The organism is Pseudodesulfovibrio portus (genome assembly GCF_026000375.1).
GTDB classification, from domain to species: Bacteria; Desulfobacterota; Desulfovibrionia; order Desulfovibrionales; family Desulfovibrionaceae; genus Pseudodesulfovibrio; species Pseudodesulfovibrio portus.
In genome coordinates this window covers 1,613,482-1,639,752 of sequence record NZ_AP026708.1, presented here as the reverse complement: position 1 = coordinate 1,639,752, position 26,271 = coordinate 1,613,482, and the positions used below count along the sequence as shown (strand labels likewise).

Below are 26,271 nucleotides of genomic sequence, written 5' to 3'. Positions count from 1 at the left end.
CTACTTCTTGATATTGTCCAGGGCGTGGCCGAACAGGGCCACGTCGCCGAGCAGGGTTTCCGCCACCCGGTCCAGCCCCTCGGGCAACTCGGCCTGTTCGGCCAGTCCGATCAGCTCGTCCGGGTCCACGCCGTTTTCCTCGGCCAGCTCGCGCAATTTCGTTTCCAGGTTCTCGTCCATGCCCCGATCATAAAGGAGAGGGGGGCCGGGGGCAACTCCATGCAAAAAGGCCCTGTCCCGAAAACGGAACAGGGCCCCTGCTGTCGAATGGGCTGCGCTAGATGTCGTAGCCGAAGGAGTCCACCACGCCCTTGGTGCGGGCCTTGGAGGCCTGCATACGGGCTTCCAGGTCCTTGGCGTACTGGTCGAGGTCCAGTTCGATCTGGGCCACGCCGGTGTCCATGGCGGCCTTGGCCACGGCCGGGGCCAGCCAGGTCAGCACGCGGGGGTCCAGCGGCTTGGGAATGATGTAGTCGATGCCGTATTCCAGCTTGTCCACGCCGAAGGCGTCGCAGATTTCCTGGGAGACCGGCTCCTTGGCCAGCTTTGCCAGGGCGTCGGCTGCGGCGATCTTCATCTCTTCGTTGATGGTCTTGGCGCGGCAGTCCAGGGCACCCCTGAAGATGAACGGGAAGCCGAGCACGTTGTTCACCTGGTTGGGGTAGTCGGAACGGCCCGTGCCCATGATGATGTCCGGGCGCACTTCCTTGACGTCCGGGTAGGGGATCTCCGGGTCGGGGTTGGCGCAGGCGAAGATGATGGCGTTCTCGGCCATGGTCTTGACCATGTCCTGGTTGATGGCATCCTTGACGGACAGGCCCAGGAACATGTCGGCGCCGACCATGCAGTCGGCCAGGGACCCCTTGTCCTCGGCCTGTGCGTATGCCTGCTTGAACTCGTTGAGGCCCTCGCGTCCGGCGTGGATCAGGCCGCGGGAGTCGAACATGAAGATGTTCTCGCGCTTGACGCCCATGTGCACGTAGAGGTTGGAGCAGGCGATGGCCGCCGCGCCCGCGCCCGAGACCACGATCTTGATCTCTTCGATCTTCTTGCCGGAAATCTCCAGGGCGTTGATGATGCCTGCGGCGGAGATGATGGCCGTGCCGTGCTGGTCGTCATGGAAGACCGGGATGCCCATCTCTTCCTTGAGCCGGGTTTCGATCTCGAAGCATTCCGGGGCCTTGATGTCTTCCAGGTTGATGCCGCCGAAGGTGGGTTCGAGCAGCTTGCAGAAGGCGACCACCTCGTCGGGCGTTTTGGCAGAGATGTTCAGGTCGTAGACGTCAATGTCGGAGAAAATCTTGAAGAGCACGCCCTTGCCTTCCATGACCGGCTTGCCCGCCTCGGGGCCGATGTTGCCCAGGCCGAGCACGGCGGTGCCGTTGGAGACCACGGCCACCAGGTTGCCCTTGTTGGTGTATTCGTAGACCTTTTCCGTGTCCGCATGGATCTCGCGGCACGCCTCGGCCACGCCGGGGCTGTACGCCATGGACAGGTCTTTCTGGTTCCTGCACGGCTTGATGGAGATGACTTCCAGCTTACCCTTGCGTTTGCTGGAGTGGTAATTCAGTGCCTCTTCCTTGGTGAACAGTGCCATGATCAGGCCTCCCTTATGATTGCTGTTCGAAATATGGACCGCAGTGTCGGAATCCGGGCCGGACGACAAGAGATATACCATGTGCGCCAACGCTTTCTGGATTCATTCGGTTCCGTATACACGACTCCTGTTTGAGCGTCCAATCAATTTACCCGGGATGGGCGGGGAGCGGAGGGTCAGGGCAGCAGGATTGCCGGGATGTTCTTGCCCCTTTCCGACCAGAACCTGATCGCTCCCGGATGCAGGGGCACGGGCAGGTTGTCCAGTGCGTGCGCCTCGGACATGGACCGGGCCGCCCTGTGGGCCGAGCGCATGCCCTCCAGCCCCTGCTCGCTGAAGATGGCCTTGAGCCCGAGGTAGACCACGTCTTCGTCGAGGTCCTTTCTGGCGCACCACAGGGCCGAGTCCTGGAAGGTGGCCACGGCCTTGTCCTGCCCCGCATAGGTCCCGGACGGGATTTTGGTGAAGACATAGAACGGGTAGAGGTCGTAGAAGCCCGACTGCACCGAGATGCCGTGCAGGTCGATGAGCCGGATGGGCGTGTGCGTCGCCGCTTCGATGATCGAGCAATTCGGGTAGCCCACCAGGGCCCAGAAGGCGTCCACCCTGCCCGCGCCGAAGTTCGCCGCCGCTTCGGAATAGCCCAGGTTGCGGTGGTCGATCTCGTTCCACAGGCGGAGGTGCCTGAAGAACCTTTCCGCCGAGAGGGCCGCGCCGGAACCCGCATTGCCCACAGCCACGATCTTGCCCTTGAGGTCGCGAACGGAGTGGATGTCGGAATCCCTGCGCACCACCAACTGGGCGGGTGCGCCATACAGGTAGGCGATTGTCCGGACATGGTCCATCCGGGCTTCCTCGCAGTCGAGCTTGCCGTTGCGGCCCAGGAAGGCGTCCCCTGCATACAGGATGGCCATGTCCGCCTGGTCGAGGTTCAGGGCGCAGATATTGCTCAGGGACCCGCCGGACCCGCTCGGGGTGATGTCCATCCACTTTTCGTTTTCCGTGATCAGGGCGGACATCTTGTTGGCGAAATAATTGAACGTCCCGCCCGAAGGGCCGCCGTTGAAGACGAGGGAGACCTTCTGCCTCGACTGCAGTGTCCGGGTCGGCTGTTTGCGCTCATCTTCCCCCTCGGGCGAGCAGCCGGCCAGGAACGCGGCCCACAGGCTGATGGCGATGGTCAGGGCAACAGAGGCTGAACGGTACATCGGAACTCCGATACTGTTTGACGCACGGCTGGCAACACGGATTGAATGAGAGATTGTGGCACAGGGATAAAGGGAATTCAACGCGTTGCGACAAGTTATAATGTCCTGAAAATGAAAAGGGGCAACCGGGATGCCGGTTGCCCCTTCGGGGTTTGTCGGTTTTCGCCTAGGCGGTCGCGCTTGCGAACATCCGCTTCAACGGGGCGAACCAGATTCCCGACAGGAACCATGAGTATGCGTACACGCAGGCGATGATGATGGCGAACCAGATGGCGATTTCCGTTGGTTCGGCCGCCAGGGAGAAGGCCGGGACGTAGGCGAACAGGAACGGGGCCAGGTACAGGAACTTGGCGAACTTGAACGAGGCGAACGCGGTCCGCCACATGTTGGCCCCGGCGATGGTGGCGCCCGCAAAGGCCGCGATGCACACCGGGGGCGTGATGTTGGAGTCCTGGGACAGCCAGTACACGATCATGTGCGCGGCAACCTCGTTGACGCCCAGGTGCGTCAGGGCGGGTACGGCCACAACCGCCGTGATCAGGTAGGCGGCGGTGACGGGCACGCCCATGCCCAGGATGAGGGAGGCCAGCGCGATGAGCAGGATGGTGGCCACCAGGGACCCGTGGGCCAGCTCGATGACGATGTCGGCGAAGGTCAGCACCAGTCCGGAGTAGGTGAGTACGCCGATGATGATGCCGATGACGCCGACCGTGGCGCCGATCTTCAGCGAGTTGATGGTTCCCTCGCGGGCGGCGACCACGAACTGGCCGAGTTCGGACTTCATGCCCGAAACGGTCTGACGGCGGTAGGCGAACAGGGCCGCCGCCGCGATCAGTCCGTAGAGCAGCAGGATGCGGCCCGACAGGAACGGCCTGACGGCGTCCGCCGCTTCCTTGCCGCCCGCTGCGGAGATGATCTTGATCACCCAGGGGCAGATGACCATGAAGGCCATGATGCACAGCAGGGTCGGGTCGATGTGGTTGCCCTTGTCCTTGAAGGACAGGCCGATGCAGGCGGCAAGGCCGATGATGGCCGAATAGCCGGGCGAGTACCCGGCCAGCATGAAGATGGTGATGCCCACCAGCGGCAGGGTGTACAGCCATTCCTTCTTGAAGATTTCCATGGCGGAATACTTGTACCGTTCACCCACGACGTTGTTCTTTTTGGCCTCGTAGTGAACCATGACGAAGACCGAGAAGAAGTACATGAGCGCCGGGAAGATGGCGATGAGCATGATGGTCGAGTAGGGCAGGCCGGTCATTTCGGCCATGATGAAGCCGCCCGCGCCCATGATGGGGGGCATGAACATGCCGCCGATGGAGGCTGCGGGCTCGATGCCGCCTGCGATGTGGGGCTTGAAGCCCGCCTTCTTCATCATGGGGATGGTGAACGCGCCCGTGGACACGGTGTTGGCGATGGCCGAGCCGGAGATGGAGCCGAACAGGCCGGAAGCGATGACCGACACCTTGGCCGGGCCGCCGACCTTGTGGCCCACGGCGGCCAGGGGGAAGTCGATGAAGAACTTCTGCGCTCCGCACCGCTCCAGGAAGGCCCCGAAGAGCACGAACAGGATGATGTAGGTGGCGAGCACGTTGGCCATGATGCCGAACACGCCGTCGGAGCGGTAGAAGATGGAGGTGCACAGCTCGGGGAACGTCGCGCCCGCGTGGGCGATGAGTTCCGGCATTTGCGCCCCGTACATCCCGAACAGGATCATGGCCACGCCGATGATGACGAAGACGTTGCCGACCACGCGCCGGGCGAGCTCCACGCCGATGAGCACGCCGACCATGGCCATCCACTGGTCCAGCTCGGTCTCGATGCCGGTGCGGTAGTTGATGGCCTCGAAATTCACTATCCAGTACCCCACGGTCACGGCCGAGGCGACCATGAGCAGGTAGTCCAGGATGCGCAAGACGATGTGTTTGGACTTGTACAGCAGGAAGACCAGGATATAGGTCACGATGACGTATATGCCCCGGTGAAACTGGGTGGCCGCAGGCTCGAAAATGGCGGACCATGAGTAGAACAGGACCAGGCCTACGGACAGGAAGTCAAAAAGGAATTGTTCGATTCTGGAAAGTTTGTCGTACATTATGCACTCGCAACTGCCCTGGCGGCAGCAGGTTGAAGCACTCCGCTCCCCGTGGACGGCCCAATGGGCGGGGCCTGCCGAAATGCATACGGCAAGCCGTCGCTCGGGAAGGAGCAAAGACTAAAATATCAATTTGTCGGACAAAAGGCCTGGAAGCCTTTTGAAGCCGGGCGGACCGGAGTCCGCCCGGTCATATGTGCTGCAAAGCGAGTGCGGCCTACTCGAGGACGCCCTTTTCCTTCCAGAACTTGACTGCGCCGGGGTGCAGGGGAATGACGTTGGGGTCGATTCCCTTGATGCCGTTGGCCACGGACATGTCCTTGAAGGTCTTCTTCTGCTCGAGCATGTGCTTGAGGCCTGCGTCGGACCAGACGGCCTGCATCAGCTCGTAGACGTGATCCGCGGGGATCTTGGCATTGGTCACCAGGAGGGCGGAGTCGAAGAAGGAGGGGACGTCGGCGTCCACGCCGCGGTAGGTACCGGCGGGCACGGACAGCTTGCCGAAGTAGGGGTATTTGTCGAAGTAGCCGGAAGCCTTGGCGTCGGCGGCCAGGTCAACGAGCTCGATGTCGTTGGTCTGGGCGGCCATGATGACGGCACCGGACGGGAATGCGGTGAACAGCCAGAAGGCGTCGAGCTGCTCGTTGCCGAAGGCCTGGGCAGCGTCGTTGTAGCCCATGGCGTTGCGTTCAATGGAGTCCCAGACGCCCATGTGGGTGAAGAAGAGTTCGCAGTTGGCGAAGGCGCCGGAACCGGCGTTGCCCACGCCGACTTTCTTGCCGGCCAGGTCCTTGACGGACTTGATGCCCGAGCCCTTGCGCACGACGAGCTGGGCGGGAGCACCGTAGAGGTAGCCCACGGCCATGACGTTTTCATACTTGTTGGTATCGTTCTTCATCTTGCCGTTGCGACCGAGGAAGACATGACCGGCGTACACGGTGGAGAAGGCCACGCGACCGGCGTTGGTGGTGCGGAGGTTCTCGACGGAACCGCCGGAAGACTGGGCCTTGACTGCGAAGTTGGGGCTGTTTTTGATGGGTTCGAAAACCTGGATTCCGTTGGCGACAACCTGGAAAGTACCGCCAGCAGGGCCGCCGCCGAAGACATAGCGCTTTTTGGCGTGCGCGCTGAAAGACATGCCGAGGATGACGGCAAGGGCGAGGGCCAGGATGATAATCCGTTTCATGTTTCCTCCTAAAGGACCGCAAATGTTAATAAGGACCGCAACTTTTTTTGCCATCGATCTCTAACGTGGCAAAATACACCCCGATGGAAATTACCATCGGTAGCCTGTTGTGTCATAGGACAGCAAATTTTTCAACGTCTTTTCTCTTGTGCACGATCCGTCACACGCTGATTTTATTAGGAAATTAATATTATTGGGTTTTTTGACCGACCAGTCAGTCCGGGCCGTTCATCCGGGGGCGAACCGTTGCCTTTTGACTTCCGGGCAAGGTGTGGTACATGCGCAGGCGTCCTTGTCTCGGAGGTGGACATGCTTCAAAACGTCAGGGTTGTCCTGTTCAGCCCCAAGTATCCGGAGAACATCGGCTCCGTGGCCCGCGCCTGCCTGAACATGGGCGTGGACGACCTGGTCGTCGTGGCCCCGCGCAATTTCGATATGGAGAAGGCCCTGCCCCTGGCAACGGCCCATGCCCGGCACATCCTGGAGACCGCGCGCATCACCGACACCCTGGCCGAAGCGGTGGAGGGGTGCACGGCGGTGTACGGGACCACGGCCCGCACCGGGGGATGGCGCAAGGGGATCATGAGCCCCGAGACCCTGGCGGGCGTGGTGGACGAGCGGATCGGGTCCGGCGGCAACGTGGCCATCGTTTTCGGTCCCGAAGACAAGGGGCTGACCAACGAGGAGACGTCCATCTGCTCCGGCCTGATGACCATCCCCACCAGCCGGGAGGGCACCTCCCTGAACCTGGCCCAGGCCGTGGTGGTCGTGCTGTACGAGTGCTTCAAGAAGGCCCTGGCCTCGCCGTACACCCCGGACGGCCCGCCCGAGGAGCGGCCCACCACCGTGCAGGAGCAGGAGGCGCTGTTCGGCAACCTGCAGGAGACCCTGCTGGCCATCGATTTTCTCAAGGACGACAACCCGGACTACTGGATGCTGCCGGTGCGCCGCTTCTTTTCCAAGATCAATCTCAAGCGCAACGAGTTCAATCTGCTCATGGGTGTCTGTCGTCAGGTGCAGTGGTTCGTGAAAAGGTATGGGCCTAAATAGGTCGCTTCGAGCAGCGGGCCTTTAAAAGCGAAATGTTGGCCGCCCAAGGGGCGGCCTTTTTTTTTGAGAGAAGCGCCTTCGGCGCTGGGAAGAAAGATGTCGGCGCATTCGCGTTTTAGTTTTTTCGTCCTCCCCGCGTTGTGTTCCGCTTTTACAGCGGCTTACTTTTTGATTCGGGCCGTCCATGGCCCTCACCCCTTCGGGGTCGCGCCTTGCCAGGCGCGCTCCAAATCCGCTGTCCTGCGGATTTGTGGCTGGCGCACCAAAAAGTAAGCAAAAAGTGCGCTTTTCCAGCTTGGCCGCCCCCAAGATCGCGGCAAGAATCCGATCAGCTCGGATCGGCTCCCATCCGTGGGGATTGGGACGCGTTGTGCCTGCAGAAGGGTGAAGGCCATGGCGAGGAACACGTATTTCCTTATGGGAGCCGCCGCTCCTCGCTGTCGGCTTCTAGGCCGCGATCAAGGGCGGGGTTGCCCTGCGATTACTCGTGCGAGCGTCTTCAACGGGTGCACCTGTTGGAGATGGCAGGGGTAGGCGGTCGCAGAAGACAATCGTTGGCAGGCCGTAGAGCCTGTTCCGGGCGACTTGCGCAGCCCGTCGACCTTGCCGCAGACAAGTTTGCAGACGGGCAACAAAGTCGCCTACAGGCTTTTGGGCCTGACAGCGCGAGCTACCCCGAAAGCGCCCTTTTTCCCCTATTTTTGGGGCGTCAGCCAAAAATAGGGCCGCCGAGGGGCGGAACACGATGAAAGGAGAACGATAAACGTACAACGCGAATGCGCCCACAACTCTTCCAACCCTGGAATATCCCTCTCCCGACAAAAAAAGACCGCCCCTTGGGCGGTCATTCATTACTGCCTTTAAAGGCCCGCCGCTTGAGGCGACCCATGTGTCACTTGATGCGCAGTTCGTCCGGCACCTTCGGCATGGCGCCGGGTTGGGTGCAGACGTAGGCGGCCACTTCGGCGGCCCGGCGGTGGAGGGCGTCGAGGTCCCAGCCGTCAAGATAGGCCAGGGCCAGCGCAGCGGTAAACGAATCCCCCGCGCCGATGGTGTCCGTGACCTTCACCGGAGTGCCCGGCAGGTCCGAGGCCGCGTCCGGGGAGATGACGAGGCTGCCCCTGTCCCCCCTGGTGAGCACGCACAGCTTGAGCCAGTGGCGGTTCATGAGCGCCTGGAGCGCTTCTTTCTCGTCCCGGGGCAGGGAGTACATGTCGATCAGGATGGCCAGTTCGTCGTCGTTGATCTTGAGCACGTCGGCCAGCTCCAGGGAACAGGTGATGATCGCCCGGGAGTAGAAATTCTGGCGCAGGTTGATGTCACAGATCTTGAGCGCGCCGGGCGCGGCCCGGAGAAAGTCGTGGATGGCGGACCGGGAAACGCCGGAACGCTGGGCCAGGGTGCCGAAGCAGACCGCGTTCGCCCTGGCCGCCAGATTGAGCGCGTCGGCGTCCAGGGTGATGAAATCCCAGGCCACGTCGTCGGGGAAGGTGTATGTGGCCACGCCGCTTGCATCGATGCGGGCGTCCACCGTGCCGGTGGGGTGGACCGGGTCCACCGACACCGAATCGATGTTCAGGCCGCTGGTGGCCAGGACGGACAGGGCCTCCCGGCCCAGTTCGTCGTCGCCCACGCGCGACACGGGGATGCCCGCGCCGCCCAGCGCGTTCACGTGGTAGGCGAAGTTTGCGGGCGCGCCGCCGAGCATCCGGGAGTCGGGCAGGACGTCCCAGAGAATTTCTCCCAAACCTATGGCCAGGTGGTGCGTCATGCCCCGCCCTTCCCGACAATGGCCTTGAGCCGGGATTCGGCCCGGCTGCGCAGGACTTCGTCGCCTGTGGCGGCCAGCCTTTCCAGGAGCATGATGAAGTTGTTCAGGGCGGGTTCCATGAGCGGGTGGTTCGGCCCCAGCGATGTCTCGTAGGCCCCCAGCCCGGCGTCGAACAGGTCCAGGGACTCGCCTTCCCGGCCCGTTGCCGAGAGCAGCAGGGCCAGGTTGCACAGGGCCTGGGCCGTCTCGGGGTGATCAGGGCCGTATATCCGCTCCCGGATGTCCAGGCTTTTCCGGAAATGTTCCTCGGCACCGGCCGTTTCGCCCGTCCGCTCCAGCATGAGGGCCACGGTGTTGTGGTCCGAGGCCACCTCCGGGTGATCCTCGCCGTAGGCGGCCCGGTTGATGCCCAGGGCCCGGTTGGCCGCGTCCAGGGCCTCGCCGGATCGGTCTTCCGCCTCCAAGAGCAGGGCCATGTTGGACAGGCAGGAGGCCGTGGCCGGATGGTCCGCGCCGTGGGTGGCTTCCAGCACGCGCATGCATTCGATGAAGGCCTGTTCCGCCTCTTCGGCCCGGCCCAGGGCCTGGCGGACCACGCCGAGACTGTTCAGGACGGACACGATGACCGGGTTGTCCTCGGTGAAGATTTCTTTCTGGAGCCTGAGGCATTCGGTGAAGGCGGCCTCGGCCCGCTCGAGGTCCCCTCCGGCCCAGTAGACCGTGCCCAGGCCTTCCAGGTCGGCGGCGATGTCCGGGTGCCGGTCGGTCTTGAGGAGGACGTCCACGGCCATGGCCGCCTCAAGGAGCGCGGCTGCTTCCTGATGGCGCTGCTGGTGGTGGAGCGAGAACCCGGCCTGGTGCAGGACCCGGTTGGCCGCCGCCGTGGTCAGGCCGATGTCCCCGGCCAGGTCGCGGCAGGCATGGACGTGGGGCATGAGCCACTGGACCGTGGGCCAGTTCTGCGGCTCGGCGTCAGGCAGGATCAGGTTCAGGCCGTACACGGCCCTTCCGGCCCATTCCAGGGTCTGCTCCGGGTCGAGGGCGTCCCGCAGGGCGTCGCGGACGTCCCGGGGCAGGGTGAAAATCCGGGCGTCGGCGTCGGTCCGGACAAGGTCGAGCTCCACCAGCGGCTCGAACAGGGCGGTGGTGGCGAAAAATGCGGCCGCCGGGTTGATCAGGGCCGGGTTGTGCGGGGTGCCGTCCATGGCCAGGGCAAAGTCGTAGGGCAGCGGCGAGTCCGCCAGCATGGCGGCCATGTACAGGGCCTCCGCCCCGCCGGGGGCCTGGCGTTCCACTTCGGTGACGGCGGCCATGATGTCGGCCGGGGTGCGCGGGGTCGGATTCTCTGTCATGGAAGGGCTCCTTGGTTGCTGCGGTTCCACTATCCCGTTTGCCGGGGGAATTCAAGGAGGCGGGGCGGTTGACAAGAAAAGGGCCGCCCCCGAAACGTATGGGGTGCGGCCCGTTCCCGGCGGAAGTGAGCGGTTTTATCGTTTGGTGGAAATCAGGGTGTTGAGCAGGGAGTCCGAGGTGGTGATGACCTTGGTATTGGCCTGGTACCCGCGCTGGGTGATGATCATCTTGGCGAATTCCTCGGCCATGTCCACGTTGCTCTCCTCCAGCGTGTTCTGGGCGATGGTGCCTCGACCGTTGGTCGAGGCCGTCCCGGCGATGGCCGCTCCCGAGGCCTCGGTGGCCACGAAGTTGGTGTGGCCGCTTCGCCTGAGCCCCCACTGGCTGTTGAAGGTGTATACCGCGACCTGGAAGAGTTGTTCTGTCTGGTTGTTGGTGAAATGCCCGTTCAGGAACCCTTCTCGGTCCACGCTGACATATTGCAGGTAGCCCGAGGTGTAGCCGTCCTGGATGTGGTACAGGGTGGCGGACGGGTTGTCGTAGCTGGTGGTGACGCGGGCGTCCCGCACCGGGTCGCCGATGGAGGCCAGGTTCTGCACGTTGTTGCCGAGGCCGCTCGCATTGCTCACCCCGCCGGTCCAGGTCCCGGTGGCGGAGGTGATGCCGAAGTCGTAGGAAATGAAATGCTCGGTCCCGATGGCTCCGCCGTTGCTGCCGAAGGTGACGGCGAATTGGGGCAGGCCGTCCTCGTCGAAGGAGGCCGTTGTCCACGCGCCGGGGCTGGTGGCGCTGCTGGCCGTGGTGGAGTCCAGGGAGAACGCGACCTGGTTCACGAACTGCCCCTGGCCGTCGAAGACCATGACGCCCGCGCCGACCAGTCCGGCCCCGGAGGTCCCGTAGGCCGCCGAGCCGTCGGATTCGGCGGGAATGGCGATGAGGTACTCCCAATAGGAGTTCCCCGGGGTGGCGTTGGACAGGGTGTAGTCCGCTATGGGGTCGAAATAGACGGTCACTTCGTGGCCGTTGCCCTCGTTGTCGTAGCAGGTGATGCTCGATGAATACTCGGGCAGGGTGTCCCCGAAGGGCGTGGACGCGTTGCTCAGGTTGGCGTTGTATGCCTCGAGCATGGCCATGAAGGGCGTGGAGTAGCTGCCGAACAGGTCGGCTGCCGTGTGGTCGAGGTTGGTGACCATTTCGAAGGAAGTGGTGGCCCGGGGCTCCGATTGCACCGTGCGGACGAGGTTGCCGTCGACGATTTCGTCTTCGTACGGCAGTTGGACGTCCGAGATGGTGGTGGCCAGTTCCCCGGTCTCGCGGTCAACGACGTACCCCTGCAGCCGGTATCCGTGGGGGTCCACGAGGTAGGCTTCGTTGTTGAAACGGAACGCGCCGGCGCGGGTGTAGTACTCCGCGCCGTTCGTCGTGTTGCCGTCATACGGGTTGTTGACCCCGAAATAGCCGTTTCCCTCGATGGCCAGGTCCGTGGCCGTGGTGGTCGTCTCCAGCCCGCCCTCCGTGAAGATGGTGCGGATTTCCGAGACGGCCACGCCTTTGCCGATCTGGCTGAAGGCGAAGGCACCCGTCTCATAGATGGAGCCCCCGGTGCCCAGTTGCTGGCTCATGAGCGACCCGAACTGGGTGTCGGCCTTCTTGTAGCCCGTGGTGCTGACGTTTGCCAGGTTGTTGCCCACCACCTGCATGCTCGCGTTGTGCGCGACCACGCCAGTGGCTCCAACATACAAACTGCTGAAACTCATACTTCCTCCAATCCGGCTGGCCGGATGTGGCGGGAATCCCGGAACGACCCGTTCCCGGAAAGAAATTCCCGATTCCTTCTCACCCGTGGTGTGAGCAAGGGATGTGCCATTTTGAATCGTATTGTATTTCAATATATAAGGTCCGGCACCGGGCAGGAATATCCTTCCGGCGTCTCCGGTGGAGGCGTGGTCGGGGTTTCCGATCTTTCCCTTGCCAGCTTTTCCCTCACGGCGTAGGCTGGCCGGACTTTCGTCGAAAGTGACAGCAATCGAAAAAACATGGAGATATCATTGATGAAGAAGACCTTTATTCTGCTCGCCGCAGCGGCCCTTGCCCTCATGCTCATGGCCGGTTGCGACCGGCAGGAACCCTCGGTCAAGATCTGCATTGTGGACGAAGCCGCAGCCTTCAAGGACAACAAGGTGGCCAAGGACGCCATGGCCTACCTGCAGCAGCTTGGAGCGCCCATGCAGGCCGAGGCCGAGGCCGCCTACAAGGCCATGCAGGAGAATCAGACTGAGGAAACCGTGGCCGCCTACAAGCTGGCCATGGGCAAATTGCAGAACACCATGAACGGCGAGCAGCAGCGCATCGTGGCCTTGGTCGACGCGAAGTTCAACGAAGTGCTGGAGAAATACCGCGCCGAAAACGGACTGACCCTCATCCTGAGCAAGCAGGCCGTGATTTCCGCCAGCGACGCCGTCGACATCACCGCCGACATCGTGGCGGCCATGGACGGCGTGGTCCTGGATTTTACTCCGCCCGCCGCAGCGGCAGCGCCCGAAAAGGAAGAGGCCGCCCCCGAAGCCGCGTCTGAAGCCGCGCCCGAAGCGGCCAAGCCCGCCGAATAGCCGGACCGAAAGAAACAAAAAAAGGGCACCCGCGCGCGGGTGCCCTTTTTTTGTTGTCGTGGATTCGGTCAGTGGTTCATGTAGGCATTCATCTGGTCCGTGGTCTCCCGGTGGGCCGCAACGAACAGGTCGAAATTCGTTTTGACCTGGTCCATTTCGCCGTCCCTGGACAGGCGCTCCATGTTCAGGGCCAGTTCCGACAGCCGTTCGGCCCGGACCACGCCGCACATGCCCTTGAGGGAGTGGGCCAGCTTGGAGGCTGTCAGGGCATCTCCCGAATCGATGGCCTCCCGCAGTTCGGACGTCCTCTGCGGGCTGTCCTGGAAAAAGGCGACCAGCAGTTCCTGTGCGAGTTCCTCGTCGTCAGCCAGGCTGGCCAGGAATTGCGTTTGGTTGAAAAGGACATCGGTCATGCTCTTGGCTCCCTTGTCGAAAGTGGAGTCCTGTTTATCATTCACGCTGTCTTATGGGAAGGAATTTCCGTGCGCCGGAGCCGCAACCGGACCGATCCCCGGGTCATTTGCAGGTGCAGAATTTGCCGGCGCGCCTGTGCCAGCGGTCCCCGTCGAATTCGAGAACAACCTCCTGCATGGAGCGGAAGGCGGGATTGCTCAGGCAGAATCGGTTCGGGAGCTGCTTGTACGCCTCGGACACCTTCCGGGCGTGGGAGTAATGGGCCCGCACCCAGAAGTCTTTTTCCGGGGCGTCGGAACGGATGCGGGCGTATGCCTCTTCCAGGGAGACCGCTCCCTGTCCCGGGGCCGTGATCACGGTGGGCCGCCTGAGGGGGATGCCGTTTTCGGTCCCTGCGAACAGGAGCCGCGAGTTGCTGCAAAACAACGTGCCGCATCGGCCGTCGCCATGCTGGAAGACCAGCCCCCGTCCGTTGCCGAACAGTTTCCCGGCCTCCCGGTACAGGTGTTCCGGATCGGCGGGCGGAGCAGGCTCCCGGAGGTCCGTCTCCGTGCCGTTGAGGCACATGACGGGGTGCCGGGGGATGAGGTGGTATTGCGGCCCGTGGGAGCGTCGGAAGTACCGGACGCGGGGGGTGCCTGTCGTCAGGACGGCGGTCATGGCCGCCAGGGTCAGCCCTTTGACGACACGTGCGTCGGCGTCGCCTGCGCGGCCGGCCCCGGCGTGGTCCAGGAGCAGGGAGCAGCAGAGCAGGGCCTGCTCACGAAAGCCTCCGGCCTTTGACAGGTCCTTGCCCAGGCGTTGCAGGGCCCGGGCCGCGCCCCGCTCTCCGCGCCGGGCGGCGGCCCGCAGGACCAGCCCCTCGAACAGCTCGGCCACGCAGGCCTCGGGACCGGCGCTGGGCACGGGCAGGGGCTCTCCGGGACACCCGGCTGCGGCCAGGGTCATGAGCATGGCCGCGCCGACGCGGCTGTCCGATACCGTCGGCTCGGGGGGACGGAAATCACGCGGCACCGGGGCGTTGAAAAGAGAGAACCAGCCGGGCCAGTCCCCGTTGAAGCTGCGGGCCATGCCCTCGAGGACGCCCAGCCTGGCGGGCAGCCAGCACTCCCTGACAGGGTAGCCGTCGGCCAGCAGCTCGAGGATGCCGCCCAGTCTGTCCGGGGACGGAAACGTGCACACTGCCGCGCGCAAATTGCCCACCCGCCGCTCGCGCAGCATCCTGGGAAGCCCTCCGGCCAGATCGCCGCCGTCAAACAGGTACGTTCCCCGTTGACTCCTGAGCAGAAATGCGTCGCCCCTCCATACGGGCAGAGCTCTGAATTGCGTCAACCTTACTGAATCCTTGCATTGTTTCGATCGGTGACGCGAATTAGGTCATATTATATTTAACTTGTCAATCTATATAATAAATACGCAAATGACGTGAGCTGAAGAGTTCATAACGAGCTGAAATAGTTGGTTTCCGATAGGTGCGCGGAAGCGAATGATCCGGGATTTTCAAAAAAATATCACGTTAATTCAGGTAGATAAATTGATGCGGCTCGCAGTTTGCAGGGAAGAGAATTGTGCGTTGACAAGGTTGGAAACGCCCATTATAGCCTCCGAACCAAACGAAGGGAGTAATGTATAGATGAATAAATTAATCAACTACGCCATCACGCCGGTTTTATGTGCCTTTCTCGTGATTATGGCTGTGGTTGTCGTTGTCAAACAGCAGAAAATCGACGACCTCAGCCACCAGCTTGATCTGGCGCACAAGACCGCTGAAGCCCGGAAAGGGCTTGTGGAAGAGGCCCGCCTTCTCCAGAAGGCCCTGGACCTGTCCCCGGTCAGGACGGTGACCGTCACCGCCTACAACCCGACCACCGACCAGTGTGACGACGATCCGCTCATCGCGGCGTCCATGCGCAAGGTCCGGGCGGGCACCATCGCCGTGTCCCGGGACCTGTTCGACCAGGGTTGGGTGTTCGGCCGCAAAGTCCGCATTGAAGGCTACGGCATCTTCGAGATCAACGACCTCATGAACAAGCGCTTCACCAAGCGCGTCGACATCTTCATGTGGGACGAGGACCAGGCCCGCCAATTCGGCAAAAAGAACGTCAAGGTGGCACTCCTGGAAATCTAGGTGCCTCCGGACCCCTGAAAACGAAAAACCCCGCAGTGATGCGGGGTTTTTTTTGTCCAAATCGCCAACCGGCACGAGACGAAAAGCCCTTGCCGTCAATCCAGCCAGGAGATTTCCACGTCCCTGCGTTTGGGGATGCGCTTGTATCGGTATTTGGGGTAGCCGAGCATGAGGGCGGCGTAGACGCCGTGTCCTTCGGGTATGCCCAGGGTTTCCCGGATGGCGCAGCAGCCTTCGGCCACTTCCATGAGGAACCCGGCCCAGCATGCGCCGATGTTGTGCGCATGGGCGGCCAGTTCGAGGTAGGCGGCGGCCAGGGAGCAGTCCTCGGCCGGGTTGAAGCCGTCTTCGGGCGCGTGGGCCACGGCCACGTGGGGTGCGCCGTGCAGGATCTTGTCCAGCCCTTTTTCCCAGTTCCTGACCACGCCCGGGAAGACCGAGTTGGTGGCCATGTATTCCACGGTCAGCCCGGCCAGGCGGCGGGTGACCTGCGGATTGCGGGTGACGATCCAGCGGGCCGGCTGGCCGTTCTTGGCGCTGGGGGCGTGACTGGCCACCCAGAAGAGGTGCTCGAGGGTCTCTTCGGGGATGATCTTGTCCTTGTAGGTGCGGATGGAGCGGCGGCCGCGCAGGAACTGCTCGGCCTCCTGCGGGGAAATCCCGAGGTCCTTGAGCAGCGGGCCGCACTGGTCCGGGGACAGCCCGTCGGTGACCACGGGCATCTCGGGCAGGGTGACGGCCCGGACCGGGCAGACGGCCACGCAGTGCCCGCAGTTGATGCAGGTCTTCCTGGCGGCGGGGCGCAGCTTGGGGAAGCCGTCCTTGCCGTCCACGATGAGATCGAAGGGACATTCGTCGGCGCAGGCGCCGCACTGCTTGCACAGTTCCTTGTCGAACATGGCTATTTCCCGGTTTCGGCGATGATGGCGGGGACGGCTTCGGTCATGACGCCGCGCAGGGCTTCCTGCATGATGTCGGCCTCGGAGCCGTATCCGGCCAGGACCACGTCTTCCACCTGGCTGGAATACTTCTGGATGTGCAGGGTCTGGCCCGCCTTGACGACCATGATGCGGACCGCGATCTTGCCCTCGAAGGTGGTGGCGCCGGTCTGGTTGAGGCTCAGGGAAAGCACTTCGCCGGTGACCATGGGGGCTTCGCCGGGGGTCACGGTGGAGGTGCGGTACTTGGGTCGGCAGCCCACCTTTTCCAGCTCGTCGAACAGGGCCCAGCCCACCCAGTCGGCCACGTCGGACACGGCGGTGATGGCGGTGCCGTCGTTGTAGCGGCCCAGGGTCTTGTCGGCGCGTTTATCCTCGAATTTGAAGACCACCATGTCGGCGGCGCAGCGGGCGGGAACACCCACGGCCTGGTAACCGAGGGTGATGCCGCCCGACTTGGTGCAGGCGACGGCCAGGAGCAGCAGACACAGCAGGGCGGCCCGTTTAAGGAATCGCATTCAACGTCTCCGTTAGATTTCGTCCCCTTGGGGCGGGGTCGGTTCATTCATCTTTTCGAGCTGTTCGTCCAGCTCCTTCTCCATCTTGTCCAGGAGCTTCTTGGTCACTTCCATGAGCCTGTCCAGGTTCTTGTCCACAAAGGACTTGGCCTTGGCGTCCAGTTCTTCGTCGGACGGCGGAGCGGTGTTTTCGTCCTGTTCAAGCCGGGCGCGATCCCGGTCGAGCTTGAGCAGGTCCTGGATGGCTTCCAGGTTCTTGCGCACCTGGGCCAGCTCTTCGCGGCTGGCGAGGCTGCGTTCCTTGAGGGCGGCGACTTCGGCCTCGAGGGCGGACAGCCGGTCTTCGTCGGAAGGCGTGCAGCCGAGGCTCGTGAACAGGACCATGGCGGCAAGGGCCAGTCCGGCAAGGGTTTGCATTCGTGCGTGTCTCATGGGGCCTCGCTTATCATAGGGGGGCGTCCGCTGACAATGCGTGTGCAAATTTTCACCTCTGGGGCCGTTTTTTTGCCGGGGGCGGGTGTTCACTTCCTGTCTTGATTTTGCTTCCAGAGTCCGTACAATAGGTTATCCGGTCGCTTCCATATCAAGTGAGATAGTATTGCCATGCAAACCGTACGCGTTCTGATATTGCTTATAGCCCTGGCCATGCCGGCCGTTTCCGGCGCCGCCGACTTCGTGTCCACGCCGCACCCGATGAGTTTCCGCGGGCTCGAGTGGGGCGTCTCCCTGGCCGACGTCCCGGACCTCATGCCTGTGCAGGAGAAGGGGTACAAGGATACCTATTTCAAGAAAAACGAGCCCATGAAGCTGGACAAGGCCGACCTGCAGTCCGTGGCCTATTACTTTCGCAAGGACAAGCTCTACCGCGTCGGCGTCGCCTTCAAGGGCAGGGTGAACCAGTTCCTGCTCAAGGACATGCTCATCCAGGCATACGGGCCGGGCCGGGGCATCGGGTTTCGCTACGGCTGGATGTGGCCGGACTTTTCCATAGAGCTCAATTACGACAACGAGCACGACACCGGCAGCCTGTATTACACCTTTGAAGGCGGGCTCAAGTAGCCGCCCGGATCATGCCATGACCAGCCACCGCACCGCCACCAAGCTCAAGCTGCGCTACAAGGCCTTCTACGTCCTGAGCATCGTCGCCCTGTGTGTGTTGTTGTGCGTCAACTTCGGCATCGTCTACACCCTGATCGCCACCCCGCCAGAAAACCCGGAGTCCCTGCTGCGGCTCTTCTACCTGACCATGGTGGCCGGTTTCTTCATCCTGGCCGCCCAGGCGTTGCTGGTATTCAAGCGGTTCGTGTCCATCCTGGACAGGGACAGCCTCGCCCTCACCGCCATGGCCGATCAGCTGGAGCGGCTGGTGGTGTACGACGCCATGACCAAGACGTTCAACCGGATCAAGTTCGAAGAGGTGGCGGCACGGGAGCTGAACAACGTGCGCCGCTACGGCAACGACCTGTCCGGCATCATTTTCGACGTGGACGACTACCGCACCATCAACGAGACCCACGGGTACAAGGCGGGCGACAAGTTCTTGTGCAATCTGTCCAGCTATGTGGAAGGGATGCTCAGGAACAACGATTATCTCTTCCGCTGGCGCGGCGGCAAATTCGTCATCCTGGCCCCGCATACGGATGTGGACAAGGCGGCCATCGTCGCGGAAAAGCTCCGCCAGGTCGTGAGCCACAAGATCTTCGGCGGAAAGATTCGCATGACCATTTCCCTCGGGGTGGCTCAGGCCGGTCGGGAAGATTCCGTGGACTCCCTCATGCAGCGCCTCCAGGCGGCCCTGGCCGGGGCCAAGAACTCCGGCAGGAACAGGGTGATCGTCAAGCGCGAGGATGAACTTGCGGCCTGACGAAGACCCCGTCACGGCACCCGATCTAATCCCCTTTCCCTTTATTGTGATTTCGCGCTATGGGTATGGTGGAATGCGGCACACTGTTCGTTGTTCAACCGGTAGTACGCCATGACCCTGGATAATCTGAAGACCTTACTTAAGTTCACGCCGTTTAGGGTACTCCTGCCCTCCGCGCTGATGCTCCTGCTTTTTGCCGGGTCCATCTTCATGTACATGCTCCCCACCATTGAACGCGAGCTCATGGAGTCCAAGAAAAGGATTTCCATCGAGTTGACCGGGTCGGTCATCAGCGCCCTCGAGCATTTTTACGCCCTGTCCCAACAAGGTGAAGTGACGGAAGAATACGCCAAGAAGCTGGCGCGGGAGTTCGTCCGATCCATGCGCTACGGGCCGGAGAGCAAGGACTATTTCTGGGTCACCGATGAACGCGCCGTCATGATCATGCATCCCTACCGGCGCGATCTGATCGGCAGGAACATGACCGAATTCCGGGACCGGGAAGGAACCCGGGTTTTCTCGGAATTCGTGCGCGTCGCCAAGGAGGGGCACGCGGGCTTCGTCCGCTACTACTGGCAGTGGAACGACGATCCCGAACGGGTGGAGGCGAAGCTGTCCTACGTGCACGTGTTCCCGCAGTGGGGCTGGATCGTCGGCACCGGGCTGTATGTGGCCGACGTCGAACAGGAGATAGCGGTCTTTCGGAATCGCGCCGCCTTGATCCTGTTGGGCATCCTGTTCATCATCGCTTCCCTTTCCGTCTATATCCTGCGGCAATCTGCCATGGGCGAGCAGAAGAGGGCGCTCATCCAGAGCCAGCGGGAGCGGCTGGTGCGCGTCCTTCAGGAGAGCGAGGAGCGGTATCGGACCATCGCCGACTTCGCCTACGGGTGGGAGGCCTGGATCGGGCTCGACGGTTCCATAATCTATTGTTCCCCTGCCTGCGAGCGGATCACCGGGTATCCCCCCGAACGATTTTTCGAGGAGCCGGAATTGGTGCGCTCCATCATCCTTGAGGATGACCGGGGCGCATGGGATGCCTATCTGCTGTCGGCCAACAACGAGCATGGCGATTCCCTGGATTTCCGGATCACGACCGCCGACAACAAAACCCGCTGGATCGGCGTGGTGGGACGGTCCGTCTCCGGCATCAACAACAAGCCGCTGGGTGTGCGGTTCAGCTTCAGGGACATCACGGACAACAAGCTCATGGAGGAGCAGCTTCGCCATCAGGCCCTGCACGATCCGCTGACCAACCTGGCCAACCGCACCCTGTGCCTGGACCGCATCAACCAGGCCATGCGCCGGGCCAGCCGCCGGGGCAGCTATTATTTCGCCGTGGTGTTCCTCGATCTGGACCGCTTCAAGGTCATCAACGATTCCCTGGGCCACCGCTTCGGGGACATGGTGCTGACCGAGACCGCCATCCGGCTGACGGCCGAGATGCGCGGCCTGGACACGGTGGCCCGTTTCGGCGGCGACGAGTTCGTCCTGCTTCTGGACGAGCTGTCCAGCCCGGGCGAGGCCATCCGCATCGTCAAGCGCGTCCGTCAGCGTTTATCCGAGCCGTTCCTGTTCCAGGAGAACCAGGTGCAGACCACGGCCAGTTTCGGGCTCGTGCTCAGCCCCATTCCCAACATCCGGCCCGGCGACGTGCTCCAGCACGCCAACATCGCCATGCATCGGGCCAAGGAAGCGGGCCGCAACCGGTTCAAGGTCTTCACCGAGCGGATGCTGGAGACCGCCGTGGACCAGCTCACCCTGGAAAACGACATGCGCCGCGGGCTCGAAAGCGGGGAATTCCACGTGGCCTTCCAACCCATCATGGACATCAGCGGCCACGACGTCATCGGCTTCGAGGCGCTGGCCCGGTGGGACCACCCGGACAGGGGGGCCATCCCGCCGTCTGAATTCATTCCCCTGGCCGAGGAGTCCGGCCTGATCATCCCCCTTGGCGAGTGGGTGCTCTACGAGTCGCTACGGACCCTGGCCGACTGGCGGACCAGGACGGACAAGGCCAAGGACGTATCCGTGTCGGTCAATCTTTCCTCCAAGCAGTTCATCCGCTCGGAACTGGACAAGATAGTCCTCAGGGCGCTTGCCGAATTCGACCTGGACCCGTCCAGTCTCAAGCTGGAGATCACCGAGTCCACCATCATGGAAAACCCGGAATCCGCCATCCGCATCCTCAAGCGGCTGCGCAAGGAGGGCGTGCGGTTCTCCATCGACGACTTCGGCAAGGGGTATTCCTCCCTGTCCCAGCTCCAGCAGCTGCCCGTGGACACCCTCAAGGTCGATCGCGCCTTCATCTCGCGCATGAAGACCGACCCGGAGAACATGGAGATCGTCAAGGCGGTCATCGCCCTGGCCCACTCCCTGGATCTCGACGTGGTGGCCGAAGGCGTCGAGGAACCGGGACAGCTCTGTTCCCTCATCGACCTGGAGTGCGAATGCGTCCAGGGGTTCTATTTCCACCGTCCCCTGCCCACCGATGAAGCCCTGCAACTGCTCATGCTGCGTGGCGGCGGGAGTGACGGAGACGCCCGGGAGAATGTGGCACGGGCCAGTCGACGCTGTCGGGAAGAAGGCGCGGAGTAGCCTCCCCGGTTCCCGGTTCGGGGCGGACCATTCTTGCATCCCGTGCGCAATTTGCACTCGCCCACCCCGGCCTTCTCTTCAAGAAAATAAATGATTCCGGACTCTTATTCTTAGGCACGGCCATTGCTCATGCCCTTGCATGAACACGAGCGCCGAGAGGCTCAAGGAGGATGGAATCATGAGAACCGTCATAGCATTTGCACTGATGATAGCCCTGCTGACCGGCTGTACTGCCAACCGGGCCCAGAACGGAGCCCTGCTCGGCTCCCTGGCCGGTGCCACCGTAGGCGCCCTGACCTTCAAGAACAAGGTGTCCGGCGCGGCCATCGGCGCGGGAACCGGATTGCTGGTGGGGTACATCGCCGGCAACGAGATGGACAAGATGGACGCCTACGACCAGAGCCGGGTGGTCGATACCCTGGAAACCACTCCCTCCGGCCGCCAGACCCAATGGGTCAACCCCGACACCCGCACCCACTACGAGGCCGTGCCCCAGCCGCCTCGCCAGTACGACAACGGCCGCGTCGAGCGCGACGTGACGCTCAAGGCGCGCATGGCCGACGGGTCCACCGAGACCATATACGCCCGCGCCTACAGACAGCCCGACGGCTCCTGGCAGCTGGTCCAGTAGACCGGCCGCCGAGCCTTACCTCCGAAGGCCCCCGGATCGTCCGGGGGCCCTTTGGCGGTTGCGGGGGCTAATGGGCCGCGAACACCTCGCGGGCGGCGAACAACCCGTTCAGGGCGGCCGGGAACCCGGCGTACACGGCCATCTGCATGATGGTCTCGGTGATCTGTTCGCGGGTCAGGCCCACGTTGAGCCCGGCGGCGATGTGCACCTTGAGTTGCGGGGCAGCCGTGCCCATGGCGGTCAGGGCCGCGATGGTGGCTATCTCCCGCGATTCGAGGTCCAGTCCGGGGCGCGAGTAGATGTCTCCGAAGGGGAACTCGATCAGGTAATGGGCGAAATCCGGGGCGATGTCCCGGAGGCCGTCCACCACTGCCTGCCCTGCCTGTCCGTCGATTTCCTCAAGCTTCTTCATTCCTCTTTCATAACGCGTCATGCTCTTTCTCCATGGCTTCATACAGTTCGATCTTGTGGTCGAGGGCGACCAGATTGGACTTGAGCCGGGCGATGGCCGACTCGAGGTCCTGCCTGTGGGAAAGCAGCATGGCCTTTCGCTCCGGGACGGTCTCGTCGCCCTCGTAGCGCAGGTCGGCGTACCGTTTAATCCGGGCAAGCCCCATGCCGGTCGCCTTGAGGCGCAGCACGAATTCCAGCCAGATCAGGTCGCGGTCGGTGTAGACGCGCCGCCCCGAGGCCCGCTCCACGTCGCGGATCAGGCCGATCTTTTCATAGTACCGCAGGGTGTGCGGGCTGAGTCCGAGTCGTTTGGCCGTGTCGCTGATTGTCATGCGCTTTCTTCACTCCTGAAGCCAGGGTACAAGTTCGAGTAAACTCTAAGTCAAGGGGAAATCCCATTCGGTTTCCAGGGCCCGGGTTCGCAGTCTATCGCAGTTTGGAGAAGGGCAGGGGGAGCGGGCGCGGGATATGCCCGCCCAAGCGGCGCTGCCAGTAGATGGCGGCGCAGCCGATGAGCATGGCCCCGTCGCGCAGGAAGGCCTGGAGCGGGCCCGTCGGATCGTTGTCCGTGGCCCGTGGCGTGCCGAAGCAACCGCAATCCGCGTCCAGCCCGATGTACAGGGCGTAGAGCAAGATGCACATGAACCCCAACAACTGTACGACAACGGCCGCAAGAGCCCCGCGCAGGTCGAGGATCAGCCCCAGGCCGGTGATGACCTCAACGGTCGGGATGGCGTAGGCCAGAAGGGTGGACATGCGCCATGTGACCAGCCCGTACAGGTTGATGGTCATGGCGAAGCCTTCCGGGTCCGAGAGCTTGAGGATGCCCGCATAGAGGAACAGGCCGCCCAGGATGAGCCTGAGGATGAAATAGGCCGGGCTGCCGGACAGGAGAGGTTTCATGCGCTGTGGTTTCCTTGCTGTGGTCGCGTTTTGTTGCGTGACGATAAATGGATATCGGGCGGAGCGCAAATGGGCTTTTTCAATGCCGGGCCACCGTTCCGAAGGCTGTCGATCGTTTTCTCTACCAAAAGTCTAGAAAAATTCAAGAATTTCAACCACAACCATGTCGAAAATTGGGTGTTTCAGAAAAAAATCTTAAAAATAAATAGGATAAAGTTTATTTTTTCTTGAGATAAGCCGGTTTTTTCTGTACTCCAATGAAGAACAACAAGGTCTACAAGCAGTGGAGGAGTGTGCAATGACCGGCAAAAAAGTGCTTTCCGTGGCTGAGATCGCCCGCGAACTGGATCTGCCCGAGTCCACGGTGCATTACTGGAAGAACCGGTTCGCCCAGCACCTGCCCTCGGTGGGGCGCGGTCGCCAGAAGCGGTTTCGGCCCGAAGCCGTTGAGGTTTTTGCCACCATCTCCAAATTGCTCAAGGAAGGGCACACGGCCCGCGACGTCATGGACCAGCTGGCCCATTCCTACCCCCTGCAGGCCGACGCCATGCCCGAATCCGTCGGCGTCCCGGCGGCCATGGCCGTGAACGGCCCGTCCATGGAGCCGGTCATGAAGATGGCCGCGGCCATCGGCATGGAGATCGCCAAGTCCGTGGGCGACGGCATCCGCTCCGTGCTCGACTCCCAAAACGCGGGAGGCGCGGATATTTCCGACGTGCGCCAGGGGCTTGAGGACGCGGCCGGGCGCATCACGGCCGCCATGGAGGAGACCGAGGCCCTCAAGAGCGAGAACAAGGAACTCAAGCAGAAGCTGGCGGTCATGGAAGCGGAGATGGTCCGGCTGAGGAAGGACCGCCGCGAAATGGAAAAGTACCTCCTTGACAAGATCAAATCAGTATCTACCTAGTCCCTGTTCCGGGGACTAACCACCCGAACACACTCTCCTAACCATAGTCCCGCCGGTCGAGCGCCGCTCGACCGGCGGGCACGTATATCATTCGATTCCGGAGGTAGTTAACATGGGCAGAAAAACCAGCCACAAATTCAAGGCCGAAGTCAGCCAGTTGCTCGATATTCTGGTCCACTCGCTGTACACCAACAAGGAAATCTTCCTGCGCGAGCTCGTCTCCAACGCGTCCGACGCCCTGGAGAAGGTCCGCTTCAAGTCCCAGAGCGAGGGCGAGGACGACGGCGTGACCCAGGAAATCCGCATCACCGTCGACAAGGACGCCGGGACCCTGACCATCACCGACACCGGCATCGGCATGACCCGCGACGAGCTGATGCGAAACATCGGCACCATCGCCCACTCCGGCACCGCCGAGCTGACCCGGCTGGCCGAGGAGGGCAAGGAGTCCCTCGACTCCCTGATCGGCCGGTTCGGCGTGGGCTTCTATTCCGTGTACATGGTGGCCGACGAGGTGACCGTGACCACCCGATCCGCCGAGGAAGGGGCCGCCCCCATCGCCTGGACGTCTGACGGCAAGACCGACTACAAGCTCCAGGAACTGGACGAGGACCGACCGCGCGGCACCGAGATCGTGGTCCACCTCAAGAAGGATCTGGCCGACCGGTTCACCAACGAGGCGCACCTCAAGCAGATCATCAACAAGCACTCCAATTTCATCAATTTCCCCATCTTCGTGGGTGAGGAGCGCGTCAACACCATCCAGGCCCTGTGGCGCGAGCCCAAGTTCCAGATCACATCCGATCAGTACGCCGAGTTCTACAAGTTCCTGACGTTCGACGCCGAGGACCCGTTCGACACCCTGCACACGTCCGTTGACGCGCCGGTCCAGTTCAACGCCCTGATGTTCATTCCCAAGTCCGGCGACGACCCGTTCGGCCTGGGCCGGGAGAACCGGGGGTTGGACCTGTACGTCCGCCGCGTGCTCATCGAAAAGCAGAACAAGGACCTGCTGCCCGAATACCTGGGCTTCCTCAAGGGCGTGGTGGACACCGAGGACCTGCCCCTGAACATTTCGCGCGAGACCCTGCAGGACAACATCCTGATGCGCAAGATCAGCTCCACCCTGACCAAGCAGGTCTTCACCCATCTGGAGAAGATGGCCAAGGACGACGCGGACCGGTACAACGAGTTCTGGCGCGCCCACGGCGAGCTGTTCAAGGCGGGCTACATGGACTTCCTGAACAAGGACAAGTTCGGCGGCCTGGTGCGTTTCAACTCTTCCGCCTCCGAGGACGCAAAGGGGCTGACCTCGTTCGCCGACTACATCGGTCGGGCCAAGGAAGAGCAGAAGGAAATCTACTACGCCTACGGCCCCAGCCGCGAGGCCCTCGGCCTGTCCCCGCACCTGGAGGTTTTCCGCAGGAAGTCCATCGAGGTCCTGTACCTCTACGAGCCCATCGACGAATTCGTCATGGACGCCCTGCGCGAATTCGACGGCTACGCGCTGGTGGCCGCCGAGCACGCGGAGATGGACAAGCTCGACAAGTTCGAGTCCCTGGAAAAGGAGGACAAGCCCGAGGCCCTGAGCGAGGAGCAGAAATCCACCCTGGACAAGCTCGTTGCCCGCTTCAAGGACGCGCTCGGCGACTCCGTGACCGAGGTCAAGCCGTCCACCCGGCTGTCCGACTCCCCGGTCTGCCTGTCCAACCCGGACGGCCAGTTCACTTCCTCCATGGACAAGATCATGCGCGTCATGCATAAGGACTCGTCCATTCCCAAGAAGGTGCTGGAGATCAACCCGGACCACGCGCTCATCCGCAACATGCTGTCCATCATGGAAAGGGATGAGAACGACCCGTTCATCGACCAGGCCGCCAACCAGCTCTTCGAATCCGCCCTGCTGCTCGAAGGCTACCTGACCGACCCCCACGCCCTGGTGGGCCGCGTTCAGGACCTGCTCACCAAGTCCAGCGGCTGGTACGTGGACGCAAGCAAATAACCCCCTGCCGCGCAAGCGGCGGAGATATGAGAAAGCCCGGACCGGC

The 26,271-nt window shown here is 62.5% G+C and carries 25 protein-coding genes; 9 read left to right on the top strand and 16 right to left on the bottom strand.

The genetic code is table 11. From position 1 onward, the window contains the following. The 5 genes from OO730_RS07940 to OO730_RS07920 all read right to left on the bottom strand — a co-directional run bounded on the left by OO730_RS07940 (nt 1) and on the right by OO730_RS07920 (nt 6,086). On the bottom strand, nt 1-180 hold the full coding sequence (locus OO730_RS07940; RefSeq protein WP_264984048.1) for a hypothetical protein: 180 nt from the start codon (nt 178-180) through the stop codon (nt 1-3). A gap of 97 nt (nt 181-277) precedes the next feature. Then, nucleotides 278-1,597 (bottom strand): malic enzyme-like NAD(P)-binding protein, encoded by a 1,320-nt coding sequence (locus OO730_RS07935; protein ID WP_323373375.1) that lies wholly within the window; start codon nt 1,595-1,597, stop codon nt 278-280. A gap of 176 nt (nt 1,598-1,773) precedes the next feature. Then, nucleotides 1,774-2,805: a TAXI family TRAP transporter solute-binding subunit gene (locus OO730_RS07930; protein ID WP_264984047.1), complete on the bottom strand. Its 1,032-nt coding sequence runs from the start codon at nt 2,803-2,805 to the stop codon at nt 1,774-1,776. 166 nt (nt 2,806-2,971) lie between these two features. Continuing rightward, nucleotides 2,972-4,900, bottom strand: coding sequence for a TRAP transporter permease (locus tag OO730_RS07925; RefSeq protein WP_264984046.1), 1,929 nt, complete (start codon nt 4,898-4,900; stop codon nt 2,972-2,974). 217 nt (nt 4,901-5,117) lie between these two features. Further along, nucleotides 5,118-6,086, bottom strand: a complete 969-nt coding sequence (locus OO730_RS07920) for a TAXI family TRAP transporter solute-binding subunit (RefSeq protein WP_264984045.1) — start codon at nt 6,084-6,086, stop codon at nt 5,118-5,120. Nucleotides 6,087-6,395: 309 nt separating this feature from the next. Between OO730_RS07920 and OO730_RS07915 the strand changes: the two genes are divergently transcribed. Beyond that, nucleotides 6,396-7,136: an RNA methyltransferase gene (locus tag OO730_RS07915; protein WP_264984044.1), complete on the top strand. Its 741-nt coding sequence runs from the start codon at nt 6,396-6,398 to the stop codon at nt 7,134-7,136. Between the two features lie 892 nt (nt 7,137-8,028). Here OO730_RS07915 and OO730_RS07910 read toward each other — a convergent pair. The 3 genes from OO730_RS07910 to OO730_RS07900 form a co-directional block, all read right to left on the bottom strand. Then, complete coding sequence (locus OO730_RS07910; protein WP_264984043.1) at nt 8,029-8,907, bottom strand: carbohydrate kinase family protein; 879 nt, start codon at nt 8,905-8,907, stop codon at nt 8,029-8,031. Next, nucleotides 8,904-10,259: a tetratricopeptide repeat protein gene (locus OO730_RS07905; protein ID WP_264984042.1), complete on the bottom strand. Its 1,356-nt coding sequence runs from the start codon at nt 10,257-10,259 to the stop codon at nt 8,904-8,906. The genes OO730_RS07910 and OO730_RS07905 overlap by 4 nt, the downstream gene beginning before the upstream one ends. A 135-nt stretch (nt 10,260-10,394) precedes the next feature. After that, nucleotides 10,395-12,017: a flagellar hook protein FlgE gene (locus OO730_RS07900; protein WP_264984041.1), complete on the bottom strand. Its 1,623-nt coding sequence runs from the start codon at nt 12,015-12,017 to the stop codon at nt 10,395-10,397. A 294-nt stretch (nt 12,018-12,311) separates the two neighbouring features. Here OO730_RS07900 and OO730_RS07895 point away from each other — a divergent pair, with 294 nt between their 5' ends. Then, a complete protein-coding gene (locus OO730_RS07895) occupies nt 12,312-12,869 on the top strand; it encodes an OmpH family outer membrane protein (protein ID WP_264984040.1) in 558 nt (185 codons plus the stop codon). Between the two features lie 68 nt (nt 12,870-12,937). Here the strand turns inward: OO730_RS07895 and OO730_RS07890 are convergent, their stop codons facing one another. Both OO730_RS07890 and OO730_RS07885 read right to left on the bottom strand, forming a co-directional pair. Further along, nucleotides 12,938-13,327: an Hpt domain-containing protein gene (locus OO730_RS07890; protein ID WP_264984039.1), complete on the bottom strand. Its 390-nt coding sequence runs from the start codon at nt 13,325-13,327 to the stop codon at nt 12,938-12,940. A 58-nt stretch (nt 13,328-13,385) separates the two neighbouring features. Next, entirely contained in the window at nt 13,386-14,615 is a 1,230-nt protein-coding gene (locus OO730_RS07885) for an MBL fold metallo-hydrolase (protein WP_264984038.1), read from the bottom strand. A gap of 301 nt (nt 14,616-14,916) precedes the next feature. Between OO730_RS07885 and OO730_RS07880 the strand changes: the two genes are divergently transcribed. Then, nucleotides 14,917-15,411, top strand: coding sequence for a 3D domain-containing protein (locus tag OO730_RS07880; RefSeq protein ID WP_264984037.1), 495 nt, complete (start codon nt 14,917-14,919; stop codon nt 15,409-15,411). Nucleotides 15,412-15,506: 95 nt separating this feature from the next. Here the strand turns inward: OO730_RS07880 and OO730_RS07875 are convergent, their stop codons facing one another. Genes OO730_RS07875 through OO730_RS07865 form a run of 3 tightly spaced genes read right to left on the bottom strand, consistent with a single transcriptional unit; the run spans nt 15,507 to nt 17,299 of the window. Then, nucleotides 15,507-16,310, bottom strand: a complete 804-nt coding sequence (locus OO730_RS07875; RefSeq protein WP_264984036.1) for a nitroreductase family protein — start codon at nt 16,308-16,310, stop codon at nt 15,507-15,509. Nucleotides 16,311-16,312: 2 nt separating this feature from the next. Next, the gene (locus OO730_RS07870; RefSeq protein WP_264984035.1) at nt 16,313-16,867 is read right to left on the bottom strand and encodes a hypothetical protein; all 555 of its coding nucleotides are present in this window, start codon (nt 16,865-16,867) and stop codon (nt 16,313-16,315) included. A gap of 12 nt (nt 16,868-16,879) precedes the next feature. Then, nucleotides 16,880-17,299, bottom strand: a complete 420-nt coding sequence (locus OO730_RS07865; protein WP_264984034.1) for a hypothetical protein — start codon at nt 17,297-17,299, stop codon at nt 16,880-16,882. 171 nt (nt 17,300-17,470) lie between these two features. On the opposite strand from OO730_RS07865, the gene OO730_RS07860 reads away from it, so the two are divergent. The 4 genes from OO730_RS07860 (at nt 17,471) to OO730_RS07845 (ending at nt 21,960) form a co-directional block, all read left to right on the top strand. Beyond that, nucleotides 17,471-17,926, top strand: a complete 456-nt coding sequence (locus tag OO730_RS07860) for a hypothetical protein (RefSeq protein WP_264984033.1) — start codon at nt 17,471-17,473, stop codon at nt 17,924-17,926. Between the two features lie 16 nt (nt 17,927-17,942). Further along, nucleotides 17,943-18,731: a GGDEF domain-containing protein gene (locus OO730_RS07855; RefSeq protein ID WP_264984032.1), complete on the top strand. Its 789-nt coding sequence runs from the start codon at nt 17,943-17,945 to the stop codon at nt 18,729-18,731. Nucleotides 18,732-18,842: 111 nt separating this feature from the next. Continuing rightward, nucleotides 18,843-21,329, top strand: coding sequence for an EAL domain-containing protein (locus OO730_RS07850; RefSeq protein WP_264984031.1), 2,487 nt, complete (start codon nt 18,843-18,845; stop codon nt 21,327-21,329). A 178-nt stretch (nt 21,330-21,507) separates the two neighbouring features. Beyond that, complete coding sequence (locus OO730_RS07845; RefSeq protein WP_264984030.1) at nt 21,508-21,960, top strand: glycine zipper domain-containing protein; 453 nt, start codon at nt 21,508-21,510, stop codon at nt 21,958-21,960. A 67-nt stretch (nt 21,961-22,027) separates the two neighbouring features. On the opposite strand, the gene OO730_RS07840 is transcribed toward OO730_RS07845, so the two are convergent. From OO730_RS07840 to OO730_RS07830, 3 genes are all read right to left on the bottom strand, one after another. Further along, nucleotides 22,028-22,372, bottom strand: a complete 345-nt coding sequence (locus tag OO730_RS07840) for a carboxymuconolactone decarboxylase family protein (protein WP_264984029.1) — start codon at nt 22,370-22,372, stop codon at nt 22,028-22,030. Nucleotides 22,373-22,379: 7 nt separating this feature from the next. Next, nucleotides 22,380-22,745 (bottom strand): MerR family transcriptional regulator, encoded by a 366-nt coding sequence (locus tag OO730_RS07835; protein WP_264984028.1) that lies wholly within the window; start codon nt 22,743-22,745, stop codon nt 22,380-22,382. 94 nt (nt 22,746-22,839) lie between these two features. Continuing rightward, nucleotides 22,840-23,316, bottom strand: coding sequence for a DoxX family protein (locus OO730_RS07830; protein ID WP_264984027.1), 477 nt, complete (start codon nt 23,314-23,316; stop codon nt 22,840-22,842). A 298-nt stretch (nt 23,317-23,614) separates the two neighbouring features. On the opposite strand from OO730_RS07830, the gene OO730_RS07825 reads away from it, so the two are divergent. Next, nucleotides 23,615-24,223 (top strand): helix-turn-helix domain-containing protein, encoded by a 609-nt coding sequence (locus OO730_RS07825; RefSeq protein WP_264984026.1) that lies wholly within the window; start codon nt 23,615-23,617, stop codon nt 24,221-24,223. 112 nt (nt 24,224-24,335) lie between these two features. After that, complete coding sequence (gene htpG / locus OO730_RS07820; protein WP_264984025.1) at nt 24,336-26,225, top strand: molecular chaperone HtpG; 1,890 nt, start codon at nt 24,336-24,338, stop codon at nt 26,223-26,225. The last annotated feature ends 46 nt before the right edge of the window (nt 26,226-26,271 follow it).